At 71.8% G+C, this 20,361-nt stretch carries 17 protein-coding genes and 1 pseudogene; 6 read left to right on the plus strand and 12 right to left on the minus strand.

All coding sequences use genetic code 11. The features are described 5' to 3' along the window. The first annotated feature begins 147 nt into the window (after nucleotides 1–147). A complete protein-coding gene (locus ACIQM0_RS13505) occupies nucleotides 148–1,077 on the plus strand; it encodes a DUF4231 domain-containing protein (RefSeq protein WP_401286077.1) in 930 nt (309 codons plus the stop codon). A 27-nt stretch (nucleotides 1,078–1,104) separates the two neighbouring features. Here ACIQM0_RS13505 and ACIQM0_RS13510 read toward each other — a convergent pair whose 3' ends face one another. From ACIQM0_RS13510 to ACIQM0_RS13545, 8 genes and pseudogenes are all read right to left on the minus strand, one after another. Beyond that, complete coding sequence (locus ACIQM0_RS13510) at nucleotides 1,105–1,584, minus strand: hypothetical protein (RefSeq protein ID WP_401286078.1); 480 nt, start codon at nucleotides 1,582–1,584, stop codon at nucleotides 1,105–1,107. A 228-nt stretch (nucleotides 1,585–1,812) separates the two neighbouring features. Continuing rightward, nucleotides 1,813–2,712 carry a S1 family peptidase gene (locus tag ACIQM0_RS13515; protein WP_401286079.1) on the minus strand — a complete coding sequence of 300 codons (900 nt, stop codon included), beginning with the start codon at nucleotides 2,710–2,712 and terminating at the stop codon, nucleotides 1,813–1,815. A gap of 257 nt (nucleotides 2,713–2,969) precedes the next feature. Further along, nucleotides 2,970–3,768: pseudogene (locus ACIQM0_RS13520) on the minus strand (DUF1684 domain-containing protein). Nucleotides 3,769–3,772: 4 nt separating this feature from the next. Further along, nucleotides 3,773–5,074, minus strand: coding sequence for an NtaA/DmoA family FMN-dependent monooxygenase (locus tag ACIQM0_RS13525; RefSeq protein ID WP_401286080.1), 1,302 nt, complete (start codon nucleotides 5,072–5,074; stop codon nucleotides 3,773–3,775). Further along, complete coding sequence (locus ACIQM0_RS13530) at nucleotides 5,071–6,150, minus strand: LLM class flavin-dependent oxidoreductase (protein ID WP_401286081.1); 1,080 nt, start codon at nucleotides 6,148–6,150, stop codon at nucleotides 5,071–5,073. Before ACIQM0_RS13530 ends, ACIQM0_RS13525 begins: the two co-directional genes overlap by 4 nt. A gap of 81 nt (nucleotides 6,151–6,231) precedes the next feature. Then, a complete protein-coding gene (locus ACIQM0_RS13535) occupies nucleotides 6,232–6,984 on the minus strand; it encodes an amino acid ABC transporter ATP-binding protein (RefSeq protein WP_401286142.1) in 753 nt (250 codons plus the stop codon). Nucleotides 6,985–7,094: 110 nt separating this feature from the next. Further along, nucleotides 7,095–8,936 (minus strand): FAD/NAD(P)-binding protein, encoded by a 1,842-nt coding sequence (locus tag ACIQM0_RS13540; RefSeq protein WP_401286082.1) that lies wholly within the window; start codon nucleotides 8,934–8,936, stop codon nucleotides 7,095–7,097. Continuing rightward, entirely contained in the window at nucleotides 8,933–9,799 is an 867-nt protein-coding gene (locus tag ACIQM0_RS13545) for an amino acid ABC transporter permease (RefSeq protein WP_363025413.1), read from the minus strand. The genes ACIQM0_RS13540 and ACIQM0_RS13545 overlap by 4 nt, the downstream gene beginning before the upstream one ends. A gap of 519 nt (nucleotides 9,800–10,318) precedes the next feature. Here ACIQM0_RS13545 and ACIQM0_RS13550 point away from each other — a divergent pair. Beyond that, nucleotides 10,319–11,260 carry an ABC transporter substrate-binding protein gene (locus tag ACIQM0_RS13550; RefSeq protein ID WP_401286083.1) on the plus strand — a complete coding sequence of 314 codons (942 nt, stop codon included), beginning with the start codon at nucleotides 10,319–10,321 and terminating at the stop codon, nucleotides 11,258–11,260. A gap of 7 nt (nucleotides 11,261–11,267) precedes the next feature. Here ACIQM0_RS13550 and ACIQM0_RS13555 read toward each other — a convergent pair whose 3' ends face one another. Further along, the gene (locus ACIQM0_RS13555) at nucleotides 11,268–12,530 is read right to left on the minus strand and encodes a DUF5685 family protein (RefSeq protein WP_401286143.1); all 1,263 of its coding nucleotides are present in this window, start codon (nucleotides 12,528–12,530) and stop codon (nucleotides 11,268–11,270) included. Between the two features lie 307 nt (nucleotides 12,531–12,837). On the opposite strand from ACIQM0_RS13555, the gene ACIQM0_RS13560 reads away from it, so the two are divergent. Continuing rightward, nucleotides 12,838–13,281, plus strand: a complete 444-nt coding sequence (locus tag ACIQM0_RS13560; RefSeq protein WP_401286084.1) for a cell division protein SepF — start codon at nucleotides 12,838–12,840, stop codon at nucleotides 13,279–13,281. Nucleotides 13,282–13,317: 36 nt separating this feature from the next. Here ACIQM0_RS13560 and ACIQM0_RS13565 read toward each other — a convergent pair whose 3' ends face one another. Together ACIQM0_RS13565 and ACIQM0_RS13570 are read right to left on the minus strand one after the other, a co-directional pair. Continuing rightward, on the minus strand, nucleotides 13,318–14,529 hold the full coding sequence (locus tag ACIQM0_RS13565; protein ID WP_401286085.1) for an acyl-CoA dehydrogenase family protein: 1,212 nt from the start codon (nucleotides 14,527–14,529) through the stop codon (nucleotides 13,318–13,320). Between the two features lie 97 nt (nucleotides 14,530–14,626). Further along, a complete protein-coding gene (locus tag ACIQM0_RS13570; protein ID WP_401286086.1) occupies nucleotides 14,627–16,354 on the minus strand; it encodes an MFS transporter in 1,728 nt (575 codons plus the stop codon). A gap of 555 nt (nucleotides 16,355–16,909) precedes the next feature. Here ACIQM0_RS13570 and ACIQM0_RS13575 point away from each other — a divergent pair. After that, complete coding sequence (locus ACIQM0_RS13575) at nucleotides 16,910–17,956, plus strand: phosphatase PAP2 family protein (protein WP_401286087.1); 1,047 nt, start codon at nucleotides 16,910–16,912, stop codon at nucleotides 17,954–17,956. Between the two features lie 161 nt (nucleotides 17,957–18,117). Here ACIQM0_RS13575 and ACIQM0_RS13580 read toward each other — a convergent pair whose 3' ends face one another. After that, nucleotides 18,118–18,333, minus strand: a complete 216-nt coding sequence (locus ACIQM0_RS13580) for an I78 family peptidase inhibitor (protein WP_401286088.1) — start codon at nucleotides 18,331–18,333, stop codon at nucleotides 18,118–18,120. Nucleotides 18,334–18,992: 659 nt separating this feature from the next. Between ACIQM0_RS13580 and ACIQM0_RS13585 the strand changes: the two genes are divergently transcribed. Next, a complete protein-coding gene (locus tag ACIQM0_RS13585) occupies nucleotides 18,993–19,775 on the plus strand; it encodes a hypothetical protein (protein ID WP_401286089.1) in 783 nt (260 codons plus the stop codon). Nucleotides 19,776–19,912: 137 nt separating this feature from the next. Next, nucleotides 19,913–20,257, plus strand: a complete 345-nt coding sequence (locus tag ACIQM0_RS13590; protein ID WP_401286090.1) for a hypothetical protein — start codon at nucleotides 19,913–19,915, stop codon at nucleotides 20,255–20,257. Nucleotides 20,258–20,361: the final 104 nt, after the last annotated feature.

Below are 20,361 nucleotides of genomic sequence, written 5' to 3' on the forward strand. Positions count from 1 at the left end.
CGGTCTCCGGGGCGCGACCCTACTCTCGTGGCCCCGGCAGGCCTCCGCGCGCACGCTACCGAGCCCCGGGACCGCACCCGCGATCCGGCGACGGCCAGGCCGGCCGTACGGCTCGAAGGGCATATCCACAACTGCAGACGGGGTGACATGACGGCGATTCCCGGACCACTTCAGTCCATGGTCTTCCGGAGCGAGGACCTGCCCGCGCTCTTCCATCACACGGACGCCATCGCGGTCGCACGCCAACGGGAAGCGGTCAACACCACCCGCTGTCAGCTGGTCCTGCTCGTCCTGGGTACCGTGCCCGCCGCCCTGCCCTGGCAGGGCGAGGTCGGCGGGGACATTCAACTCCGGCACGTCGTAGCGGTGTTGGCGTATCTCGGTGTCCTGGTCGCGACCTTCCTGGCCTCCCGGCGCAAAGCAAAGTCGCATTGGCAACTCAACCGCTCCGCGGCGGAGTTCATCAAGTCCAACTGCTGGCGCTACGCGGTCCACGGCTCCCCCTTCGACACCGGCACAGAGCATCCGGAGGCCGTCTTCGCCAACCGGCTGGAGGAAGGGCTTCAGGAGTTACGGAAGGTGGGGTGGGACGATCCCCGCGAGGAGATGACCGAAGAGGGCGGCGGGCTCATCACGGCCTCCATGCGGGAGCTGCGGAACAGGGCGTTCACCGTGCGCAAGGAGACGTACATCCGGGACCGTCTGATCGAGCAGCGGCGCTGGTACCGCAAGCGGCAGCAGGGGGCCCGGCGTGGTGCGTTCGTCTGGTCCAGCACCATCGCCGCGCTGACGCTGCCCGCCCTGGTCCTCGCCGTGCTGCAGACGTTCTCCGCCGCCGGGTCCTTCGCGCTGACGGGGTCGTTCTCCGCCGCCGCGGCCGCCTGCCTCGCCTGGAACGAGATGCGCCGTCATCACCCGCTCGTGTCCGCGCACTCACTGGTGGAGGAGGACCTGGAGAACATGCAGGCCGCGATGGAGACCGTCCTGACCGAACGGCAGTGGCCGGCGGCCGTGTTCGAGACCGAGCGGATCGTCTCCCCCGAGCACACGGACTGGCTGGTCAGGCACCGGACGTGAGACCCGGCCGGCCGACTCCGCTCCGGATCAGGCGCGGACGACCCCGTCGCGCCAGATCACCGTGACCGGCCGGCCGAGCCCTCGGGCGTAGGTCACGATGTCCCCCGTGCCGCCGAGACCGCGGGCGGGCAGTCCGTCCCAGACGGCGAGCAGGCGGTCGCAGTGGTCGGCGATGTAGGCGCCGGCCGCGTAGTACGCCTCGTCGGTGGAGTGCGCGAAGTCCAGCCGGACCTCCCGTGCGGCGCGGGCCCTGAGGCTCTGGTAGCGGGCCAGCTCGGCGCCGTCCTCGAAACAGGCCTCGTAGTCGCCGCTGGGGATGACCGCGGTCAGTTCGGCGCCGTGGGCGAGCGCGAGGTCGGCGAAGATCTGGTCCGCCCCCACGGCCAGGCTGGACAGCGCCTCCACCGCGCCGTCGAACCCGCTGAGCGCCGCACGCATCGCGGCCAGCACATGGGCGTGCACTTCCTGCGGGATGCTGCGGTGGCCGGTCACTCCGATGCGATTCACGGACCTGGATCCCCCTGGGGTCTCTGCCGGGGGTTCCCGGAGGGCGTCCCTCCAGGAGGCACGCTGTCCGCCCCCGTTGTTCCTGCGCGACCGTCGTGTGCCACATCCTCTCAAAAGCCGCGGGGTCAGCGGGAGCCCCCGCCCGGAATTCGGGCGGGGGCTCGGCGTGTTCGAGTGCTCTTTCGAACCGGGGGCCGGTCCCGGGGGACGGAACCGGCCGCCGGGGTGTCAGTAGAGACTGACGCCGTACGCGCTGAGCGCTTCGGTGACCGGCTGGAAGAACGTCGTGCCGCCGGAGGAGCAGTTGCCGCTGCCGCCCGAGGTGAGGCCGATCGCCTTGGAGCCGGAGTAGAGCGGACCGCCGGAGTCGCCGGGCTCCGCGCACACGTTGGTCTGGATCATGCCGTAGACGACGTCGCCGCCGCCGTAGTTGACCGTGGCGTTGAGCGCGGAGACGGTGCCGCTGTGGATGCCGGTGGTGGAGCCCCGGCGGGTGACGGACTGCCCGACCGTGGCATTGGCCGCGCCGGTGATGTCGACGCTGCCCACGGTGCCCTCGTGGGAGACCGAGGCGTTGGCGTAGCGCACCAGGCCGTAGTCATTGGTCGGGAAGCTGGAGCCGGCCGTCGGACCGATGCTCGTCGAGTTCGACGAGTTGGTGTAGAACGGCGGGCTGCCTTCCGTGCAGTGGCCGGCCGTCAGGAAGTAGTACGTGCTGCCGCTGCGGACGTTGAAGCCGAGGGAGCAGCGGAAGCCGGGCCCGTAGACAGCGTCACCGCCGGAGAGCAGCTTGCGGATCTGGCCGGGCGTGCGTTCGATGTTCAGGGCGCCCGCGTTGGCTCCCGCGGAGTCCTTGATCTGCTGGACCTCCGCCGCGGAGACCGTGCTGTCGACCGTGACCGTGACCTTCTTGTTCACGGGGTCGACGGTCCAGGCGGTGCCGGCCACGTCGGCGCCGAGGACGGCGTCACTGGCGGCGGAGAGCTGGTTCGCGCTGTACGTTCCGGTGGAGCTGGCCTGTGCGCTGGGGACGGCGAGCGCGGCGACCGCTACAAGACCTGCGGCAATGGCGACAGCCCTGGTGCGTCTCGCGGTACCGCTGAGGGGGGTGGTGCGCTTGATCCTCACTTGGCAATCCTCCCGAGGGGGGTTGGGGGTCCGCCCGTGGGGTGGCCGGACCCGTGAGGCGCAGTCAGCCGCACGGCAGAAGTCTGTCCGGATTCCGAACCTGCCGTGCTCCTGACAAGCGCTGCTCGGGAGTATTCAAGGCGTCAACTTCTCGCGCAAGAGGGCCTATTGGCCTGAGCTTTACCTGGCACCCATGCGTCCGGCCCCGGCGCACCACGCGCACCGGGGCCGGACACCGCTGGAACGGAGGCGGTGATTCAGCCGTCGACCCGGCTGCGCTCCCCCGCCTCGACGGCGACGGGGAGGGTGTTGCCGGGCGGCGGGAAGGGGCAGATGAAGTGGTCCGCGAAGGCGCAGGGCGGCAGCAGCGCACGGTTGAGGTCGACCGCCACCGTGCCGTCGGCGGCCGGGGCCGGGGGCCGCAGGAAGCGGAAGCGGTAGCTACTGTTCCCGCTGGTCGCGTCGGCGAAGACCGCCCAGAGCGAGCCGTCGTGCTCCACCGCGACCTGGAGCGTGTGCTCGACACCGTCCAGCCCGAAGGCGATCTCCCCGCCGAGCCCGAGTCCGCGCTCGACCCCGTCGGCGTTCTCGACCCGGACGGTGCGCGAGGTGTCGTACGGGCGGAAGGTGCCGGACAGCGCCCAGCGCGGGTCGTACGGCGTCGCCTCGATCGCGCGGAAGGCCCGCCGCGCCGCGGATTCCGGGTCGAAATCCCTTACCGCCCAAAGTCCTTCACGGCTCAGCACGAACAGCCGCCGCTCGCCGTGCGCGACCCGGGACCCGTCGATCGGGCCGCGGTCGGCGCCGAGCCCGACCTGTCCGGTGAACGGCTTCCCGTCGACGGTCAGCCCGTCCTCGGGGCCCGCGGTGAGCTAGCTCGTCGCCGTTCTCCCGCCACTGCCCCGGAACGGCCGGAATTCGGCCCTCCGGGTAGTCGGAGAGCCAGTGCGTGCCGGTGAGGGAGAGAGGTCCGTACGGTGCCGAGACCGTGGCGGTGCGCTCCTCGTGCCAGTGGTCCCAGTCCCGCGCTGCCTGCTGCTGTGCGTCCGTGCTCATGGGCTCAACCTTTCCATACGGGCTCCGCGAGCCCGAGGTGCGACCGGAGTGTGGAACCGGTGTACGCGGAGCGGAAGACCCCGCGCTCCTGGAGGAGCGGGACGACCTCGTCGACGAAGTCGTCGAGTCCGCCCGGGGTGAGGTGCGGTACGAGGATGAAGCCGTCGGCGGCTCCGGTGGCGACGCATCCGGCCAGCTCCGCCGCGACGGTCCGCGCGCTGCCGACGAACAGCTGCCGGCCGGTCGCCTCGATGACCGTCTGCCGGATGGAGAGCCCCTTCTGCCGGGACAGCGCGCGCCAGCGGGCCGCGACCGCGAGGGGGTCGCCGGTCCTGACCCGGCCCTGGACCAGCGCCGAATCGGGCACCGGGTCGCTCTCGGGGAGCGGCCCGTCCGGATCGTACGAGGAGAGGTCCCGGCCCCAGACCTGCTCCAGGGCCAGCATCGCGTTCTGCGGGGAGATCTGCTGGAGGCGGATCGCGGCCGCCTTCTCCCGCGCCTCGGCGTCACTGTCGCCGAGCACGAAGCCGACGCCGGGCATGATCTTCAGCTCGTCGGGCTCCCGGCCGTACTTCGCCAGCCGTGCCTTGACGTCCGCGTAGAAGGCGCGGCCCGCCTCCGGGGTGCCGTGCCGGGTGAAGATGATGTCGGCGGCGGACGCGGCGAACTCTCGGCCCTCCGGCGAGTCGCCGGCCTGGATGACGACGGGATGGCCCTGCGGGGGGCGCGGGAGGGTGAACTCGCCCTCGACGCAGAAGTGCTCGCCGCGGTGGGCGAAGCGGCGCGGGGCGCCGTCGGGGGTCCAGGAGTCCCACAGCTCACGGGCGGTGGCGACGCATTCGGCGGCCCGGGTGTACCGGTCGGCCCGGTCGAGGTACCCGCCGCGGCGGAAGTTCTCACCGGTGAAGGCGTCGGACGAGGTGACGACGTTCCACGCGGCCCGGCCGGCGCTGAGGTGGTCGAGGGTGGCGAGCCTGCGGGCCAGCTCGAAGGGCTCGTTGAAGGTGGCGTTGACGGTCGCGGCGAGACCGAGCCGGTCGGTGACGGCGGCCAGCGCGTTGAGCACGGTGAGGGAGTCGGGGCGGCCCACCACGTCCAGGTCGTGGATCAGCCCGTTGTGCTCACGCAGACGCAGCCCCTCGGCGAGGAAGAAGAAGTCGAACAGGCCGCGTTCGGCCGTGCGCGCGAGATGTTCGAAGGAGGAGAAGTCGATCTGGCTGCGGGACCGGGGGTCCGCCCAGACGGTGGTGTTGTTCACCCCCGGGAAGTGGGCGGCGAGATGCAGCTGTTTCTGGGCGGTCGTCATGCCCGTTCTCCTTGGAGGACACGGCCCGGCGCGTACCGGTTGGCCGGGCGGGCCAGGCCCAGGTGCTCACGGAGGGTCCCGCCGGGGTGGAAGGTGCGGAAGAGACTGCGGTGCTGGAGCAGGGCCACCGTGCCGTTGACGATCCGTTCGAGATCGCGTTCGGGGGTGATCGGTGTGAGGTGGAAGCCGTCCACGGCCCCGGCGCGGTGCCACTGGGTGATCAGATCCGCGAGGTCGACCGGACCGCCCCGGTAGTACGTGCCCTGCGCGGCGAGCGGCGGTCCGCTCTCCAGTCCGGGCTCCGGGGCGGATTCGGCGTCGCCGAGGTCGACGGTGAGCGCGGCGAGCACCCGGAGGGCGTCGGGGTCGCGCCCGTGGGCCGCGGCGCGGCGGCGCACATCGGCGCGGATCTCGGCGGTCCGCTCGGGTGTGGTGGCCCGTACGAGCACGACGTCGGCATGGCGGGCGGCGGTCTCCCGGGCCGGGTCCGCCGTGCCGTCGACGACGGTGACCGGGCGGCCCTGCGGGGGCCGGGGCACGATGGCCGGTCCGCGGACGCTGAAGGCGGACCCCTCGAAGTCGACGTAGTGCAGCTTGTCGCGGTCGATGAAGCGCCCGGTGGCGGGGTCCCGGATCTCGGCGTCGTCCTCCCAGCTGTCCCAGAGCCGCGCACCGACGTCCGCCACCTCGCCGGCCTCGCGCCACAGCTCTGCGGCGGGTGCGGCCGGGCGGCGGCCGAACAGCCGGGCCTCGGCCCCGGTCGTCGACACGTCCACCTGCCAGCCCGCCCGGCCGCGGCTCACCCAGTCCAGGGTGGCCACGGCCGAAGAGACGTGGAACGGCTCGGTGTGCGTGGTGGTGACCGTCGGCACGAGCCCGATCCGGCGGGTGGCCGGCGCCACCCGGGACAGCACGGAGAGCGCGTCGGGTCCCGGCCGGGCGAACGAGTCGCCGAGGGTGACGAAGTCGAGGGCGCCGCGCTCGGCGAGCCGGGCCAGGCCGGTGTAGTGCCCCGGGTCGTAGCGGGGCGGGCCGCCGATCTCGGCGGCCAGGTGGAGGGGGCGGATCGGAGGCATGGCGGGCCCTTTCGGCACGGTTCGAAGGCGGTAGCGGGCACAGGACCCCGGATTCCGGAGCAGGGAACCCTGGGATTCGGGTCACAGGACCTTGGAGAGGAAGGCGCGGGTGCGCTCGTGCCGGGGGCGGTCCAGTACGTCGGCGGGCGGGCCCTGTTCGACGATCCGTCCCTCGTCCATGAAGACAACGGTGTCGGCGGCCTCACGGGCGAACCCGATCTCATGGGTGACGACGATCATCGTGGTGCCCCGGCCCGCCAGGTCCTTGATGACGTCGAGGACCTCCCCGACGAGTTCCGGGTCGAGCGCGGAGGTGGGTTCGTCGAAGAGCAGCAGCTTCGGTTCGAGGGCGAGCGCCCGAGCGATGGCGACGCGCTGCTGCTGGCCGCCGGAGAGCTGCCGGGGGTAGGCCCGCGCCTTGTCGGCGAGGCCGACCCGGTCGAGGAGTTCGTGCGCGGCGGCGGTGGCCTGCGCCCTGGGGCGGCCGAGCGCGGCGACCGGGGCCTCGGTGACGTTCTCCAGGACGGTGAGGTGGGGGAAGAGGTGGAAGTTCTGGAAGACGAAGCCGATCCGGGTGCGGCGGCGCAGCACCTCGCGCTCGGGGAGTTCGTGGAGCCTGTCGCCCTTCCTGCGGTAGCCGACGAAGTCACCGTCGACGGTGATCGAGCCGCGGTCCGGCTTCTCCAGGTGGTTGACGGTGCGCAGCAGGGTGGACTTCCCGGAGCCGGAGGGGCCGAGGATCACGGTCACTTCGCCGGGATGCACGGACAGGTCGATCCCGCGCAGCACGTGGAGGGAGCCGAAGCTCTTGTGCACGCCGCGGATCCGCACCATGGCGTCGGCGGGTGCGGGGGCGCGCTCCGCGGCCGGTTCGCTCTCGGGTGGACGGCTGGTCGTTGTCATGGGGTTCCTCGGGCGGTTCGGGGCGGAGGTGCGCGGACCGGTCAGCCATCGGTGCCTGCGAGGCCGCGCAGGAAGGTGAGGGCGGCGCGTGCGGTGGCGTCGTTCTGCCGGAAGGCCGGGCCGCCGGTGCGCGGCCGGGTGAAGGCGCCGCCGGTCCGGGCCGCGGTGTGCGGGCCGAGGGCGAAGCGGCGCGGGTGCGGGAGTCCTTCGCGGTCCAGGATCCGGCCGTCGCCGGGGTCGACCGCGAGCAGTCCGGTGGCGGTGGCGGCGGCCCCGTCCTCGTGCAGGGCCCGGAGCAGGGTGCTGCGGGTGCGTTCCGGCGAGGGGTCGGGCAGCCGGGCCTCGACGAGGGCGCGGGCCTCGACCCGTTCGCCGGGAACGGTGACGCTGCCGGCCCGGAAGACACCCTGGCGCTCGTCGGCCTCGACCCTCGTCCCGGCGCCGAGGAAGCGGACGACACCGGCCCGGGAGAGCGCGAGCAGTTGCCGCAGCCGGGGGCCCGGCGGGCCTGAGGCGAGGTAGCTGAAGAAGCCGTGCCACCAGCTCCCGATGTCGCCGAAGCGGATCAACTGCCCGTAGGCGGAGAGCAGTCCGAGGAAGACGGCGAGATCCTCGCTGTGCCCGGGGTCGTGCCGGCGGTCGAGGTCGGCGGTGATGTAGCGGCGCGTCGCCTCCTGGAAGGCGTCGTACGAGGAGTGGCGCACCCCGTCCAGCGGGTGGTCGAGCGCCGCGATGTCGAGCCGGTCGGCGGGGTCGGGGACGGCCGCGGCGATCAGGGCCCGCAGCTCGTCGCTGCCCGGCTCGGCGGCCGCGTACTTCTCCTCGAAGGCGGTCCGGTCCGCGGTGGTGCGCTCGGGGTGGGCGGTGAAGAGCCGGTGGTAGTGGGCGTACCCGAGCTCTTTGTCGATATGTGGCCAGATATCGCGGCGGAAGTCGAGCGGCTCCGTCCGGCTGAGCAGCTCGCCGGCGCGGTCGGGGCCGAGGAACCGCGGCAGCTCCGGCCGCTCGCCCTGCCAGCCGTATCCGATCTTGGAGTGGTACGGGACCCCGCGCCGCGACCCGACGTGCAGGACGGGCTCCCGGCCCGAGGGCACATAGGTCCCGTTCTCGTACCGTCCGCCGCGGCCCTCGGTGAGCAGCACCATCAGGTCGATGAAGGCCAGTCCGAAGCCGCGGACTATGACGGGTTCGCCCGCGCGCAGGGCGCTCAGATCGCTGTCGGCGGTGAACTCGGGCGGCAGGTGGACGAGACCGTGCCGGTCGGCGAAGGCGGACAGCTCCTGCTGCTCGGCGTCCGGTTCGGCGTCCAGGTGGCCGATGGTGAGGACCACGAGGTCGGCGACGAGCGGTTCGGTACGGCCCTCCAGCCGGACGTGCTGACGGCCGTCCGGCGGACCGGTGACGCGCAGGGCCCGGTCACGGTGTTCGTGGACGGTGACCGAGGGCGGGAGGGCGGCCACGGCCTCTTCGTACACCCAGCGCAGATAGGCGCCCTGCAGCCGCCGGCTCGGGAAGTCCTGCCCGCTCAACGCGTCGATCTCGGCCCGGAGTCCGGGCTCGGCCGCATCGCCCGGCGGCTCGGTCCGGCCCTCGCGGACGTCCGCCGCCCAGGCGTCGAGAGCGGGCCCCGGCCGTACGGGCCCCTCCTGGCGGACGGTGTCGTCGGTGAACATGGTGACGTCCTCCGCCATGGAGTTCATCCACAGCAGCGGCGACTGGTCGTGGCGCCAGATCCGGCCGGCGCCGTGCGGGTAGGGGTCGACGAGGTGCAGGTCGAGCGGCCGGTGGCCGTACAGTTCTGCGGCGTTGGCGGCGATGCGCTCGACCAGGCCGGTGCCGCGCGGTCCGGCGCCGATGACGACCAGCGACGGCCGGCGGCTCACCGGGCGTCCGCGGTGCCGCGGGCGTAGTGCCGTTCGACGTAGTGCTGGCCGATGCCGAGCAGCGAGGTCACCGCGACGTACCAGAGGGTGGCGACCAGCAGCAGCGGGATGACCTGGTAGGTGCGGTGGTACACGAGCTGGACCGAGTACAGCAGGTCCTGCACGGCGATGATGCTGACGATCGAGGTGCCCTTGAGGGTGCCGATCAGCATGTTCCCGGCGGGCGGCACGATGGAGCGCATCGCCTGGGGCAGCACGATCCGGTACAGCCGCCGCCACGGGCCGAGGCCCAGGGACTGGGCGGCCTCCAGCTGTCCGCGTTCCACCGAGAGGATGCCGCCGCGTACGACCTCCGCCGCGTACGCGGCCTCGTGGAGCGTCAGTCCGATGACGGCGACCGTGACGGGGCCGAGGAGGTTCACCGTGCGGACGCCGAGTATCTCGGGGTAGAGCGCGCCGATGTTGAACCAGAACAGGAGCTGGACCAGGATCGGGGTGGACCTGAAGAGCCATACGTACCCCCAGCCGACGGCCTGGAGAACGCGGTTGGCGGAGAGTCTCATGACGGCGAGCAGCGTTCCGAGCGCGAAGCCGAGCACCATGACGAGCGCGGTGAGCCAGAGGGTGAGCCAGAGGCCGCGCAGCACCGCGGTGGTCAGGAAGTAGTCGCCGACGACGTCCCACTGGAAGGCGTCGTTGCGGATGACGGAGTTCAGCGCGAGGGCCAGCAGGACCAGTACGGCGACGGCCGCGGTCCACTGGCCGGTCCGGCGTACCGGGACGATGCGCAGCCGGTCGGCGTCGTCGTCCTTGAGGGGCGGGGCCGGGAGTGCCGGCGGGAGGGTATCGGTCTGGGCGGACATACGAGGGCTCCGTGGATGCGGCGATCGAACACGGGGCGTGCCCTCGGCACGGAACACGACAGCTTGGAACGCGACAGCTCGGAGAACGAGGCGGACCGGCCCCTCAGCGCGGTCCACTGCCTCCGAGGTAAGCGCTGTTCACAACGGGATGTCAAGCCTGTCCACACTGTGAGCCGTACACGGGGGCCAGTTGACGGACCACCGGATGCCTGTTCAACTTGGGCCATGTATTCGCAGAAGTGGCTGGTCAAGCGCTCCCACATCGACTTCGGTCGCGTGTGGTCCTGTTCCTGTTGAGCTGACCCCCTGCGTTTCCCGTTCCTCTCCCGCTTCTCCTCGCGCCGCTGACCGGCGCGGAAGCCTCTCTCCCTGCGTGCCCTCGCGTACGCGACAGCGCTCCGCCCTCCCCTCGCACCGAGTCCTCCGACGTCGCAGGATGTCTTCCTCCGCCCCGGCCGTGGGCTGCCTCGCGCTGCCCGGCGCCCGTGCACGGCCGCCGAAACTGGAGAACCCTCCCTGATGCCCCGTACCCGGCACACCGCTGCCTTCGCGCTGATCACGGCGGCCATGCTTGCTCTCACCGCGTGCGGTTCCGGCGATCCGGCGGCCGCCCCCGCCGGTGCGGCCGGTCCCGCCGCCAAGAACGCGATCCCCACGACCGACGTCGTGTCGGGGGTGAAGCGGGACAAGACGGCGACCGGTCTCCTGCCTGCCTCCGTGCGCTCCTCCGGGACCGTGACCATCGCCGCCAGCGTCAGCACCCCGCCCGGTGCCACCTACCTGGAGGACGGCAGGACCCTGGCCGGTACCGACATCGACCTCGGGAACGCCGTGGCCAGGGCGCTCGGCCTGAAGCCGAAGTGGGAGGTCGCCGCGTTCGAGGCGATCCTGCCCGCGCTCGGCAGCGGGAAGTACGACGTGGGCACCGGAAACTTCGGGGTCACCGACGAGCGCCGCCGGACCATCGACTTCGTCACCTACCTCAATGACGGGCAGGGCTTCGCGGTCCGCGACGACAGCGCGTTGAAGAAGGTCACCGATCTGACCCAGCTCTGCGGGCTGACGGTGGGCACCGCCGCGGGCACCACGTTCGAGGTGACGCTGGAGGAGAACAAGCACCGGTGCGCCGAGGCCGGCAAGAAGCCGTACGACGTGAAGACGTACTCCGACCTGGCCGCCGTATGGACCGGGCTCCAGCAGGGGCGGACCGATGTGGTGATGTCGACCATCAACGGGCTGCGGTACGCCGTGAAACAGCAGGAGGGCGTGCGCTTCCTCAACGAGTTCAAGCGTCTCGACGTCGGCTTCGCGTTCAAGAAGGGCACTCCGCTGGCGCCCGCCTTCCGGGCCGCGGTCAACAGCCTCAAGGCGGACGGCACCTACGACCGGATCCTGAAGAAGTGGGGCATCAGCGAGTCGGCGATCGAGACCTCGCAGATCTCACCGCCCGAGATCAAGTGACGCGGGCTCAGCAGCTGCAGTCACAACCGCAGTCGCAACAGTCACAGCCATCACAGCCGTCGCAGCAATTGCCGCAGCAGTCACAGCCGTCGCAGCAGTCACCGCAGTCGCACTGACTGCACAGCCCCTCGCGGCGCTGTCGGCTCCACGGATCGTCGAAGGTGCCGCAGCACATCTGGCAGGTGCAGGCGAGACCCGCCCACACCAGGCATCCCATGACGAGTCCGCGCCGGTCGCGCGGGGGCTCCGGCGGCGGCTGCGGCGGACCGAAGGGGGCTCCGGGCCCCGAGGGCGCGTACGGGTTGCCGGGCGGCGGCCCGAACGCCCCCGCGTGTCTCCCTCCTGACAGATGGCCGGCTGCACCGGGACCGGCCGCTCCCCCGGTCAGCAGGCCCCCCGACTGGTGGGAACAGACGTCCGTGGCGAAGGCGCGGTCCACCGAGCGCCGCAGTTCGTGCGCCAGCAGCACGTGCGCCAGCCTGCTGTCGGTGAACTCCGCGTCGCGCAGTGCCAGCCGTACGCCGCGCAGCGCGTCGTCGCACAGCCGCCGGGCCTCGGTGCGCGAGGTGCCCGTCGCGGTGAGCGGGTTCCAGGCACCCGACGCGGCGTCAGCTTCCTGGTCCTCCACGGCATCCAGCAGATGCGCGAGGCGTCCGAAGAGGCGTCCCGCCTCGGCCAGCGGCCCGGCGTTCTGCGGCTTGCCCGCGAGTACGGCGGTGTGCGCGAAGGCCGCGGCGGTGGCGGTCTCGGTGGGTTCGGTGACCGTCAGCAGCGGGGTGCCGGGGCCCGCGAGCAGTTCGATGCCGGTCTGCCGGTCGACGGCGTCGACGAGCAACGCCGTGTCGAAACCGAGCTGTGCGCCGGTACGCGCACCGGCACGGTCCCAGCCCGCCGCCACCCTGCGGGCCGCCGCCGCCACCGGGCGCCGCTTCAACAGCCCGTCGCGGTCGGCGACGTGGTCCCGCACCTTGGCCGACGCCAGCACCAGCGAGACGGCGGCCGCCAGCCTGGCTCCCTCACCCCGCGCGACCGGTGCGGTCCGCATGGCACGCAGCGGGCAGGGCCCCGCCGTGCGGCGCTGTGCGGGTGTGCGTTCGGTCTGAGCCTCCGTCAGAACGGAGACGATCAGGCCGTCATAGTTCGTGACAATCCTGGCGAACTGCCCATGGTCGGATCGAAGTGCCAGACAGAGCCCGCAGAGATGGGCCATCCACTCGGCCTTCAACCCCTCCGACAGTCGATGGGTGCAGGGCCTGACTATTCCGAACACGACGATCCCCCGGGTGCCGTTCAGCCGTGCGCCACGCTCGGGCGAGGGCGCGCCGTGCATCGTATCGAGCGTCCCGTTCACCCGTACGTCCCCCATGTCACCCGTACGGCCCGGAGCATCATATTTTCTTTCGCCAGTGCCCTTTTGCAGGAGGAACCTTGACGAATCGCCACATCCTCTGCACCAGTACCGTCACGAATGCCCTGCGCGCCGCCTATCCCCTTGGCGCACGATCCGCATCATGGACGACCATAGGGATACGAAAGAGATGCGGAACGCCAAGGAACCGCGGAGAGAGGAGGCGTCCATGGGATCGGTGCGCAAGGCGAGTGCCTGGCTGGGCCTCGTAGAGGACAACGACGAGCGGTACTACGACGACGACGAGTACTCCGAGGGTGCACGGACCGGGACCGGACAGGCCTGGGTGACCGATCCGCGGGTGCGGGTGGCGTCCGAGACGGCCCAGGAGACGGACCGCCGGATCGCCACCGTGACCCCGGACAGCTTCCGGGACGCCCGGAGCATCGGTGAGCTCTTCCGGGACGGCGTCCCGGTGATCATGAACCTCACCTCCATGGACTCCGCCGACGCCAAGCGCGTGGTGGATTTCGCCGCAGGGCTGATCTTCGGGCTGCGCGGGTCGATCGACCGCGTGGCGACCCGGGTCTTCCTGCTGACCCCCGCCGACACCCAGGTCGTCATCGGCGAAGCCCCCGGCCGGCAGGCCGACGGCTTCTTCAACCAGAGCTGAGCGGGGCGCTCACCGGATCGCTCCGGTGGTCGTCCTTCACCGGAACGCGTCCAGGCCGGTGAGCGCCTTGCCCAGCACCAGCTGGTGCATCTCCACGGTTCCCTCGTAGGTGAGCACCGACTCCAGATTCGTCGCGTGCCGCATCACCGGGTACTCCAGCGAGATCCCGTTGGCGCCGAGGATCGTGCGTGAGGTGCGGCAGATCTCGATGGCCTCCCGCACGTTGTTCAGCTTTCCGAAGCTGACCTGTTCCGGGCGGAGCCTGCCCGCGTCCATCCGGCGGCCCAGGTGGTGGGCGAGCAGGATGCCCTTGTGGAGTTCGACGGCCATGTCGGCGAGCTTGGCCTGGGTGAGCTGGAAGCCGCCGATCGGCTTCCCGAACTGCTCACGCGTCCTCGCGTAGTCGACGGCCGCCTCGAAGCTGGCCCGTGCGGCGCCCATGGCTCCCCAGACGATGCCGTAGCGGGCATGGCTGAGGCAGCTGAGCGGCCCGCGCAGACCGGTGACGCCGGGCAGTACGGCGTCGGCCGGCAGCCGCACCTCGTCGAGGACCAGCTCGCTGGTGACGGAGGCGCGCAGGGACCACTTGTGCCTGATCTCGGGTGCGGAGAACCCCGGGGCACCGGTCGGCACGACGAAACCGCGGATGCCGGCGCCCGCGGTGCCCTCGTCGGTCTGCGCCCAGACCACGGCGACCCCGGCGACCGAGCCGTTGGTGATCCACATCTTGCGGCCGCTGAGCACCCAGTCCTCGCCGTCGCGCCTGGCGTACGTGCGCATACCGGCCGGGTCGGAGCCGTGGTCGGGCTCGGTGAGGCCGAAGCAGCCGATGATCTCGCCGGCCGCCATGCCGGGCAGCCACTGCCGCTTCTGCTCCTCGGAGCCGAAGCGGTGGATGGCGTACATGGCGAGGGAGCCCTGTACGGAGACGAGCGAGCGGATTCCGGAGTCGGCCGCTTCGAGCTCCAGGCAGGCCAGCCCGTACTGCACGGCGGTGGCGCCCGCGCAGCCGTAGCCCTCCAGGGACATGCCGAGGGCCCCGAGCGCACCGAGTTCGCGGGCCAGCTCGCGGATGCCGGGCAGCTCGCCGTTCTCGTACCACTCGGCGATGTGCGGCAGGACCCGGTCGGCGGCCCAGGCCCGGACGGTGTCGCGGATCGCGAGGTCCTCGGTGCCCAGGAGGTCGTCGATGCCGATGGGGTCGCGGGGGTCGAAGGGCGGGAGTTTCGAGGACGGAGCGGTGGACATGAGGATGCGCCTCCGGCGGCTCGCACGGTACTGAGGGCGGTACGGGGAACGCCGAAAACTAGCAGTGTTAGTCACGGCGCCGTGCTGACGTTACGACTCAGTGTGCCGTGCGTCCAGAGCCGGTCGCCTCGGCGGGCTGCCGCGCGGCGGGGAGCGGGAGCAGCGCCTTGGGCCGGTCGGCCCCGGGTGCCTCGCGGCCTCTGCGGCCGCGCGAATCCTCGTCCTGCCCGGCCTCCGCTGTCCGGCGGCCGTCCATGGATTCGCGGGGTTCGCAGAGCACCGGCGCGCACTCCATCACCCTCGGCAGCCGCAGCGCGGCGAGCGCCCCGAGCAGCAGCAGAGCGGCGCTGACCAGCAGCGTGATGTGCAGCCCTCCGATGAAGGCGGTGCGGGCCGTGGAGCGCAGCACCTGACCGAGCGGGCCGCCCAGCTGCGAGGCCACCTGGTACGCCTCGCCGAGCGAGCGGGAGGCGGCGGCGCCGGCCGAGGCGGGGACACCCGCTTCCGGGAGCCGCGCGAGGCCCGGGGTGTACGCGGCGTTCATGACGCTGCCGAGCAGCGCTATCCCCATGCCGGCACCCAGCTGGTAGGAGGTCTCACCGATCGCGGCCGCCCCGCCGGCCCGGTCCGCGGGGGCCTCGCTGAGCATCGACTCGTACGCGCCGAAGAGGGTGGACTGGAGGCCGAAGCCGAGCAGGACGAAGGACGCCGTCAGCAGGCCCGGCCGGTCGTGCTGCCCCATCGCGGTCAGCATCAGCACCGCGGCGGCCGTCAGGACGAAGCCCCAGCCGACCATCCGGCGCGGCCCGACCCGGCGCAGGGTGTACGAGCCGGTGGCGCCCGCGGCCATCGCGGCGAAGGTGAGCGGCAGCAGCCGCAGGCCGGTCTCCAGCGGGCTGAGGCCCAGGACGAGCTGGAGGTACTGGACGGCGATCAGCTCCAGGCCGACCAGGGCCAGCATGGCGAGGACGATGCAGCCCACCGCGGTGGAGAAGGCGGGCCTGGCGAACATCCCCATGTCGATCAGCGGGTGCGTCCGCCGCTTCTGGCGGCGGACGAACGCGACGAGCAGCGCCGCCCCGAGCAGCAGCGGCAGGAGCGTGGCCGGTACGAGGAGACCGTCGCCGGTGCCCGCCCGCTTCACGCCCAGGACCACCCCGAGCACTCCGGCCGCGGCCATCAGGGCGCCGAGCACGTCCCACGGGCCGTCGTTGCTGCCCCGGGACTCCGGGAGCAGCAGCCGGCCGAGCGGAAGGATCAGGGCCATCAGCGGGATGTTGATCAGGAAGACCGAGCCCCACCAGAAGTGTTCGACGAGGAAGCCGCCGATGACCGGTCCGGTGGCGGCGCCGACCGCGGCGACCGCGGACCACACGCCGATCGCCACGGCGCGCTCGCGCCGGTCCGGAAAGACCTGGCGGAGGATCGACAGGGTGGCCGGCATGATCATCGCGCCGCCGACGCCGAGCAGGGCCCGCGCCGCTATGAGCACGCCCGCGCTGTCGGCCATGGCGGCGACGGCGGAGGCGACCCCGAAGAGCGCGTAGCCGAGCAGCAGGACGCGCCGCCGCCCGACCCGGTCACCGAGGGTGCCGAAGAGGATCAGCAGTGAGGCGCAGACCAGCGGGTACGCGTCCACGATCCACAGCAGGCCGACGGCGCTGGGCCGCAGGTCCTCGGTGACGGCGGGGACGGCGACGTGCAGCACCGTCGCGTCGAGCGCCACGAGCAGCAGACTGAGGCAGAGGACGACCAGGACGACCCATCGATTGGCACCGTCGGCGGCTGCGCGCAGGCGGGTTCGGGCTGTGGTCGTCCCGGACATGCATCTACCTCCCAAAAGGTCCCTCGCGCTCGGCAGGCCCCTGGGGATTCAGCGTTCGCTGCCCCTCCGGGCCCGGCATCGACGGGCGAGTGATGCGTCAGCGTACGCGAGTTCGGCAGGGCTACACGTGGCCCATCTCATACCGCCGACGGCCTCCCAGTGTGGTGTACGCCACTGCCCCCAGCAGGTCCGACCCACCAGGAGACCCCTCGCGACCTGCGAGAACGGCCCGTTCGGCGGTGCGTGCGATGAGCTCCGGGGGTGCCTCGAATCGTCGGCCGGGCGACGGATGAAGGCGTCGAGTAACCGGACCGACACCGTCCGTTCCGCTCTCCCCGGGCTCCCGCCAAATGCACTTCGGTATCCCGTGCGCTTTTCCGTCAATATCCAAAAACTCTTCCGGCGCGAGTGCCGAAGAAAGAGAACGAAAGGAATCCGGGATTCTTCTGAGGTTCAGGAAAACAGACCGCGCTGAGACATAGTCCACATCACATCGTCATCACAAAGCGGCCGGATCGACCAGGTCACCCACTCACTCGCTGTAACGTCGATTGGGTGCGTACCGACATCTTTGCCCGCCTGGACCGGGAGCCGGAACCGCCGAAGATAGAGACACCGCGGATGAGCCGTCACCGCATCGCTCTCTTCGGCGGGACGTTGGCGTTCTATCTCGCCATCGTCATAGCCGTGCTCATGTCGTCCTGGCTGGTGACCCTGGACTGGAAGGTCATGCTCTTCCGGCCGTACCAGCAGTGGCCCGGAATCCATGCCTTCCTCGACTACTACGTCGTACTCGGTCAGCGCGGGCCCACGGCCGTCATGGTCGCCTGCTGGCTCGGCTGGCGCTCCTGGCGGCAGCACACCCTGCGCCCCCTGCTGACACTGGGTGTCTCCCTGCTGCTGCTCAACGCGACGGTGGGGGCGGTCAAGTACGGCCTCGGCCGGCTCGGCCCGCACTACGCGACCCAGATCGGCTCGGCCGAACTCTTCGCCGGCGGCGATATATTTCCGTCCGGGCACACCGCCAACGCGGTCGTGACCTGGGGAATCCTTGCCTACCTGGCCGCCACTCCGCGGGCCAGGCGCTATCTGTCGGCGATGTCCGCCGTCGTGTCGCTCGGCGTCGGCCTGACGACCGTCTACCTCGGTACGCACTGGCTCAGCGATGTGGTGCTCGGCTGGGCGGCGGGGCTGCTGATCCTGCTCGGCCTGCCGTGGTGCGAGCCGCTGATCACCCGGGCGGAGGAGTGGATCTTCGCCGCCCGCGAGCGGCTGAGCGCCCGCAGCAGGCTGGTGCCGGCCCCGCCCGCCGCAGCGCGCGATCCCCGGCCGGTTCCGGCCGGACAGGCGGCCGTGGGCGAGACCGCGGCGCAGAGCCCGGCCCGCGAACCGGTCGCCGCGGGCAGCCGTCAGGCGTCCGCGGTGACGGCGACGGCCGCGGGCGGGCGCCCGCGCGCCCACACCGCGCCGCCCGCGCACCAGGGCCACGCGGTGCGCTCGGAACGCACTCCGGTCACTCCGGCCGGCAGCCGCCGCCCGCCGCACGCGGACCGCACACCACGCGGCGGCACGGCACCGGCCCGGCCGGTGGCGGGCGGCTGACCCCCGCGAGCGACGGGGACGGTACGCACCGCCGCTCCCCCGCATGAGTGAGGGCCCCGACTCCGGTCGGGGCCCTCACTCATGGGGCGGGGACGCGCCGCCGTCGGCCCGGGGCCCGCCCGGGGGCCCGAGAGCCTGTCCGGGTGACCTGCGGCCGGCCCTCAGCCGATCCAGCAGCGCTTCACGGCGCCGCCGTCGACCTCGAAGTTGATCCGGCCGCTCCGGAACTCCATGGTGATGATGGCGCCCGGCGGCAGGGCTCTGACCGTGGTCCAGCCACGCTCCCGGGCCCGCCGTTCCGCGGTGTCGGCGGTGAGGCCGACATACGCGCCGGTCGTGTCGTCGGGCTGGGCGGAAGGAGTCGGTATGGGTGCCATACCTCTCACCGTATGCGGCCCCGGACGGAGGCGTAACCCGGGGCGCCGGCCGGTCGCACGGCATCCTCACGTCCTCCACCGGTCACGCTTGTGTCACAGGATCACCACACGCGTTCCCGCCGGGCTCCCTCACCCGAACGTGCGATTCACAACTCGACGCACAGTAATCGCACAAGCCCGGAAACGACCGGCGAAGAAGGCCGGAAAGCGGGTCGAATATCTGACGCCGGAGGCCATCGATTTCCCTCCGCGATAACCTCCCGCAAGCGAGTGGACCGTCGGGAATTCATCCTTCCTTATCGCACCCTTATCCCATGCTCACAATATCCACACCATCGGACCGGCCCGGCCGCGCGGTTCCGCCCGTATAGCGGACGACCCGAATCACCCGCTTTCCGGCATCGGAGCAACCGCCTCGGGCACCGCCGCCGGGGGCGGCACGAGCGCGGCTCCCGTCGGCACGGGCACCGCCTCCTCCGCAGGCGCCGGCCTCGCACCACGCGCCACCATTTCAGGACTTGTCGGGGTATCGCCGAACCGGTCGGCTCCTCGGTTCGATTCCGTTCGCTTTCTCGCGTGACCCCGGCAGCAGCTCACCCGTTGTCTTCTTCATGAGCCGGGAACCGCCCGGCGCACGTACCGAGTTCGAGGAGCCACCCGTGCCGCGCATGCTCGACGTCAGCGAGGACGTACGCGCCGAGATCGGCGACGCCGAAGCCGACCGGCTGCTTGTCGGCGACAACGCCCCCGGCAGTTACGACTGCACCTCCTGCCGCACCCCCGGCGACTCGGAGCAGGAACGCACCAGCACGGTGCTGTTCGTCGGCGACGAGACCGCGGTCCTCGCCTTCGCCCACGCGACCTGCATCCCCTCCCAGGTCGTCCAGGTCGCCGAGGAGCAGTTGCAGGGGGCCGTGCGCAGCATCACCGGAAGCGAGCAGGACGTCCATGACGGGCTGAACCCCGAGCAGGCCGTGCTGGGCATCACCAGCGGCCTCGTCCTGATCGACGACGAACTCCACCCGGCGCTGGTCGTCGAACCGACCGGGGCGATCGCCCGGCCCGGCACGGACGGCAGCGGCGGCGACGAGTTCCTCCAGCTGCTGCTGGAGCAGGGCTTCCACCCGGTCCAGCGGATGGGCAAGGTCCCCGAGGTGCTGCACGGCTGGTCGATCCTGCTCGCCGCGGGGCAGCTGCACGCGGTGCTCCAGCCGGGCACCGGCGGCGGCGCCCCGGTGGCCTGGTGGCAGGCGCACGCGCCCCTCCAGGTGACCGACGGCTGGCGGGCCGCGGCCAACAAGTCCCAGACCGTGCTCGTCTACGCCGCCCCGGCCGGTTCGATCGGCCAGCAGCCCCGCGAGGACCTGCTGCGCGACGCGCTGGAGAAGGCCTCGGCGGGCGGGGTCCTGGTCGCCGCGGCGATGCCGCTGGCCGGTACCTGATCATGGCCGCGCACCCCGGAGCGCCTTACCGAACAGCTATTTCTCCGGCGGGCCCGCATCCGACGGGCGGTGGGGTCGTTGGCACGTACGTGCACTCATACGACCCCTCCCACCAGCGTCCGAGCCCGATCCCTGCCATGCGTCCCGCGCAGGACCCATCGGGTGGCCCGTCCCGCACCCCGATCTACGACGCGCTGTACTCCGAGTACCGCCGGTCGTTCAAGGCGTTGCCAGGTGACCGGAGCGGGGAGGAGAGCCTCGGGCTCCCGAGTTTCGGCAGCGGGTTCTTCGGCTCCCGCGCTCCGCTGGGCGGCCGCTCGGGCCACGGCGGCTCAGGGGCGTCCGGCGGGACGGGCGGAGCCGCCGGGCACGGCAGCAGCAGCCCCGGTACGCACACCGGGAGCCTCGGCTCCTGGCAGCGGGTGGGGCGGCACGCGGGCCGGGTCCAGGCCGCGCTGCCGCCGGGCTCCCGGGGAGCCTGAGCCGTCGTACGACGGAGCCCGGCCGCGGAGGCACCCGACGGTACGGAGGAGCCCCGGACCACTCGTTCTCCGAGTGGTCCGGGGCTCCTCCGTGTCCGGGGCTC

Source organism: Streptomyces sp. NPDC091387 (assembly GCF_044756945.1).
Classification (GTDB): Bacteria; Actinomycetota; Actinomycetes; order Streptomycetales; family Streptomycetaceae; genus Streptomyces.

Coding starts and splice junctions, on each gene's coding strand:
- ACIQM0_RS13560 (WP_401286084.1), top strand. CDS start 12,838: ATGGGATCGGTGCGCAAGGCGAGTGCCTGGCTGGGCCTCGTAGAGGAC.
- ACIQM0_RS13535 (WP_401286142.1), bottom strand. CDS start 6,984: ATGGTGCGGATCCGCGGCGTGCACAAGAGCTTCGGCTCCCTCCACGTG.
- ACIQM0_RS13545 (WP_363025413.1), bottom strand. CDS start 9,799: ATGTCCGCCCAGACCGATACCCTCCCGCCGGCACTCCCGGCCCCGCCC.
- ACIQM0_RS13525 (WP_401286080.1), bottom strand. CDS start 5,074: ATGACGACCGCCCAGAAACAGCTGCATCTCGCCGCCCACTTCCCGGGG.
- ACIQM0_RS13580 (WP_401286088.1), bottom strand. CDS start 18,333: ATGGCACCCATACCGACTCCTTCCGCCCAGCCCGACGACACGACCGGC.
- ACIQM0_RS13570 (WP_401286086.1), bottom strand. CDS start 16,354: ATGTCCGGGACGACCACAGCCCGAACCCGCCTGCGCGCAGCCGCCGAC.
- ACIQM0_RS13505 (WP_401286077.1), top strand. CDS start 148: ATGACGGCGATTCCCGGACCACTTCAGTCCATGGTCTTCCGGAGCGAG.
- ACIQM0_RS13530 (WP_401286081.1), bottom strand. CDS start 6,150: ATGCCTCCGATCCGCCCCCTCCACCTGGCCGCCGAGATCGGCGGCCCG.
- ACIQM0_RS13550 (WP_401286083.1), top strand. CDS start 10,319: ATGCCCCGTACCCGGCACACCGCTGCCTTCGCGCTGATCACGGCGGCC.
- ACIQM0_RS13565 (WP_401286085.1), bottom strand. CDS start 14,529: ATGTCCACCGCTCCGTCCTCGAAACTCCCGCCCTTCGACCCCCGCGAC.
- ACIQM0_RS13590 (WP_401286090.1), top strand. CDS start 19,913: ATGCGTCCCGCGCAGGACCCATCGGGTGGCCCGTCCCGCACCCCGATC.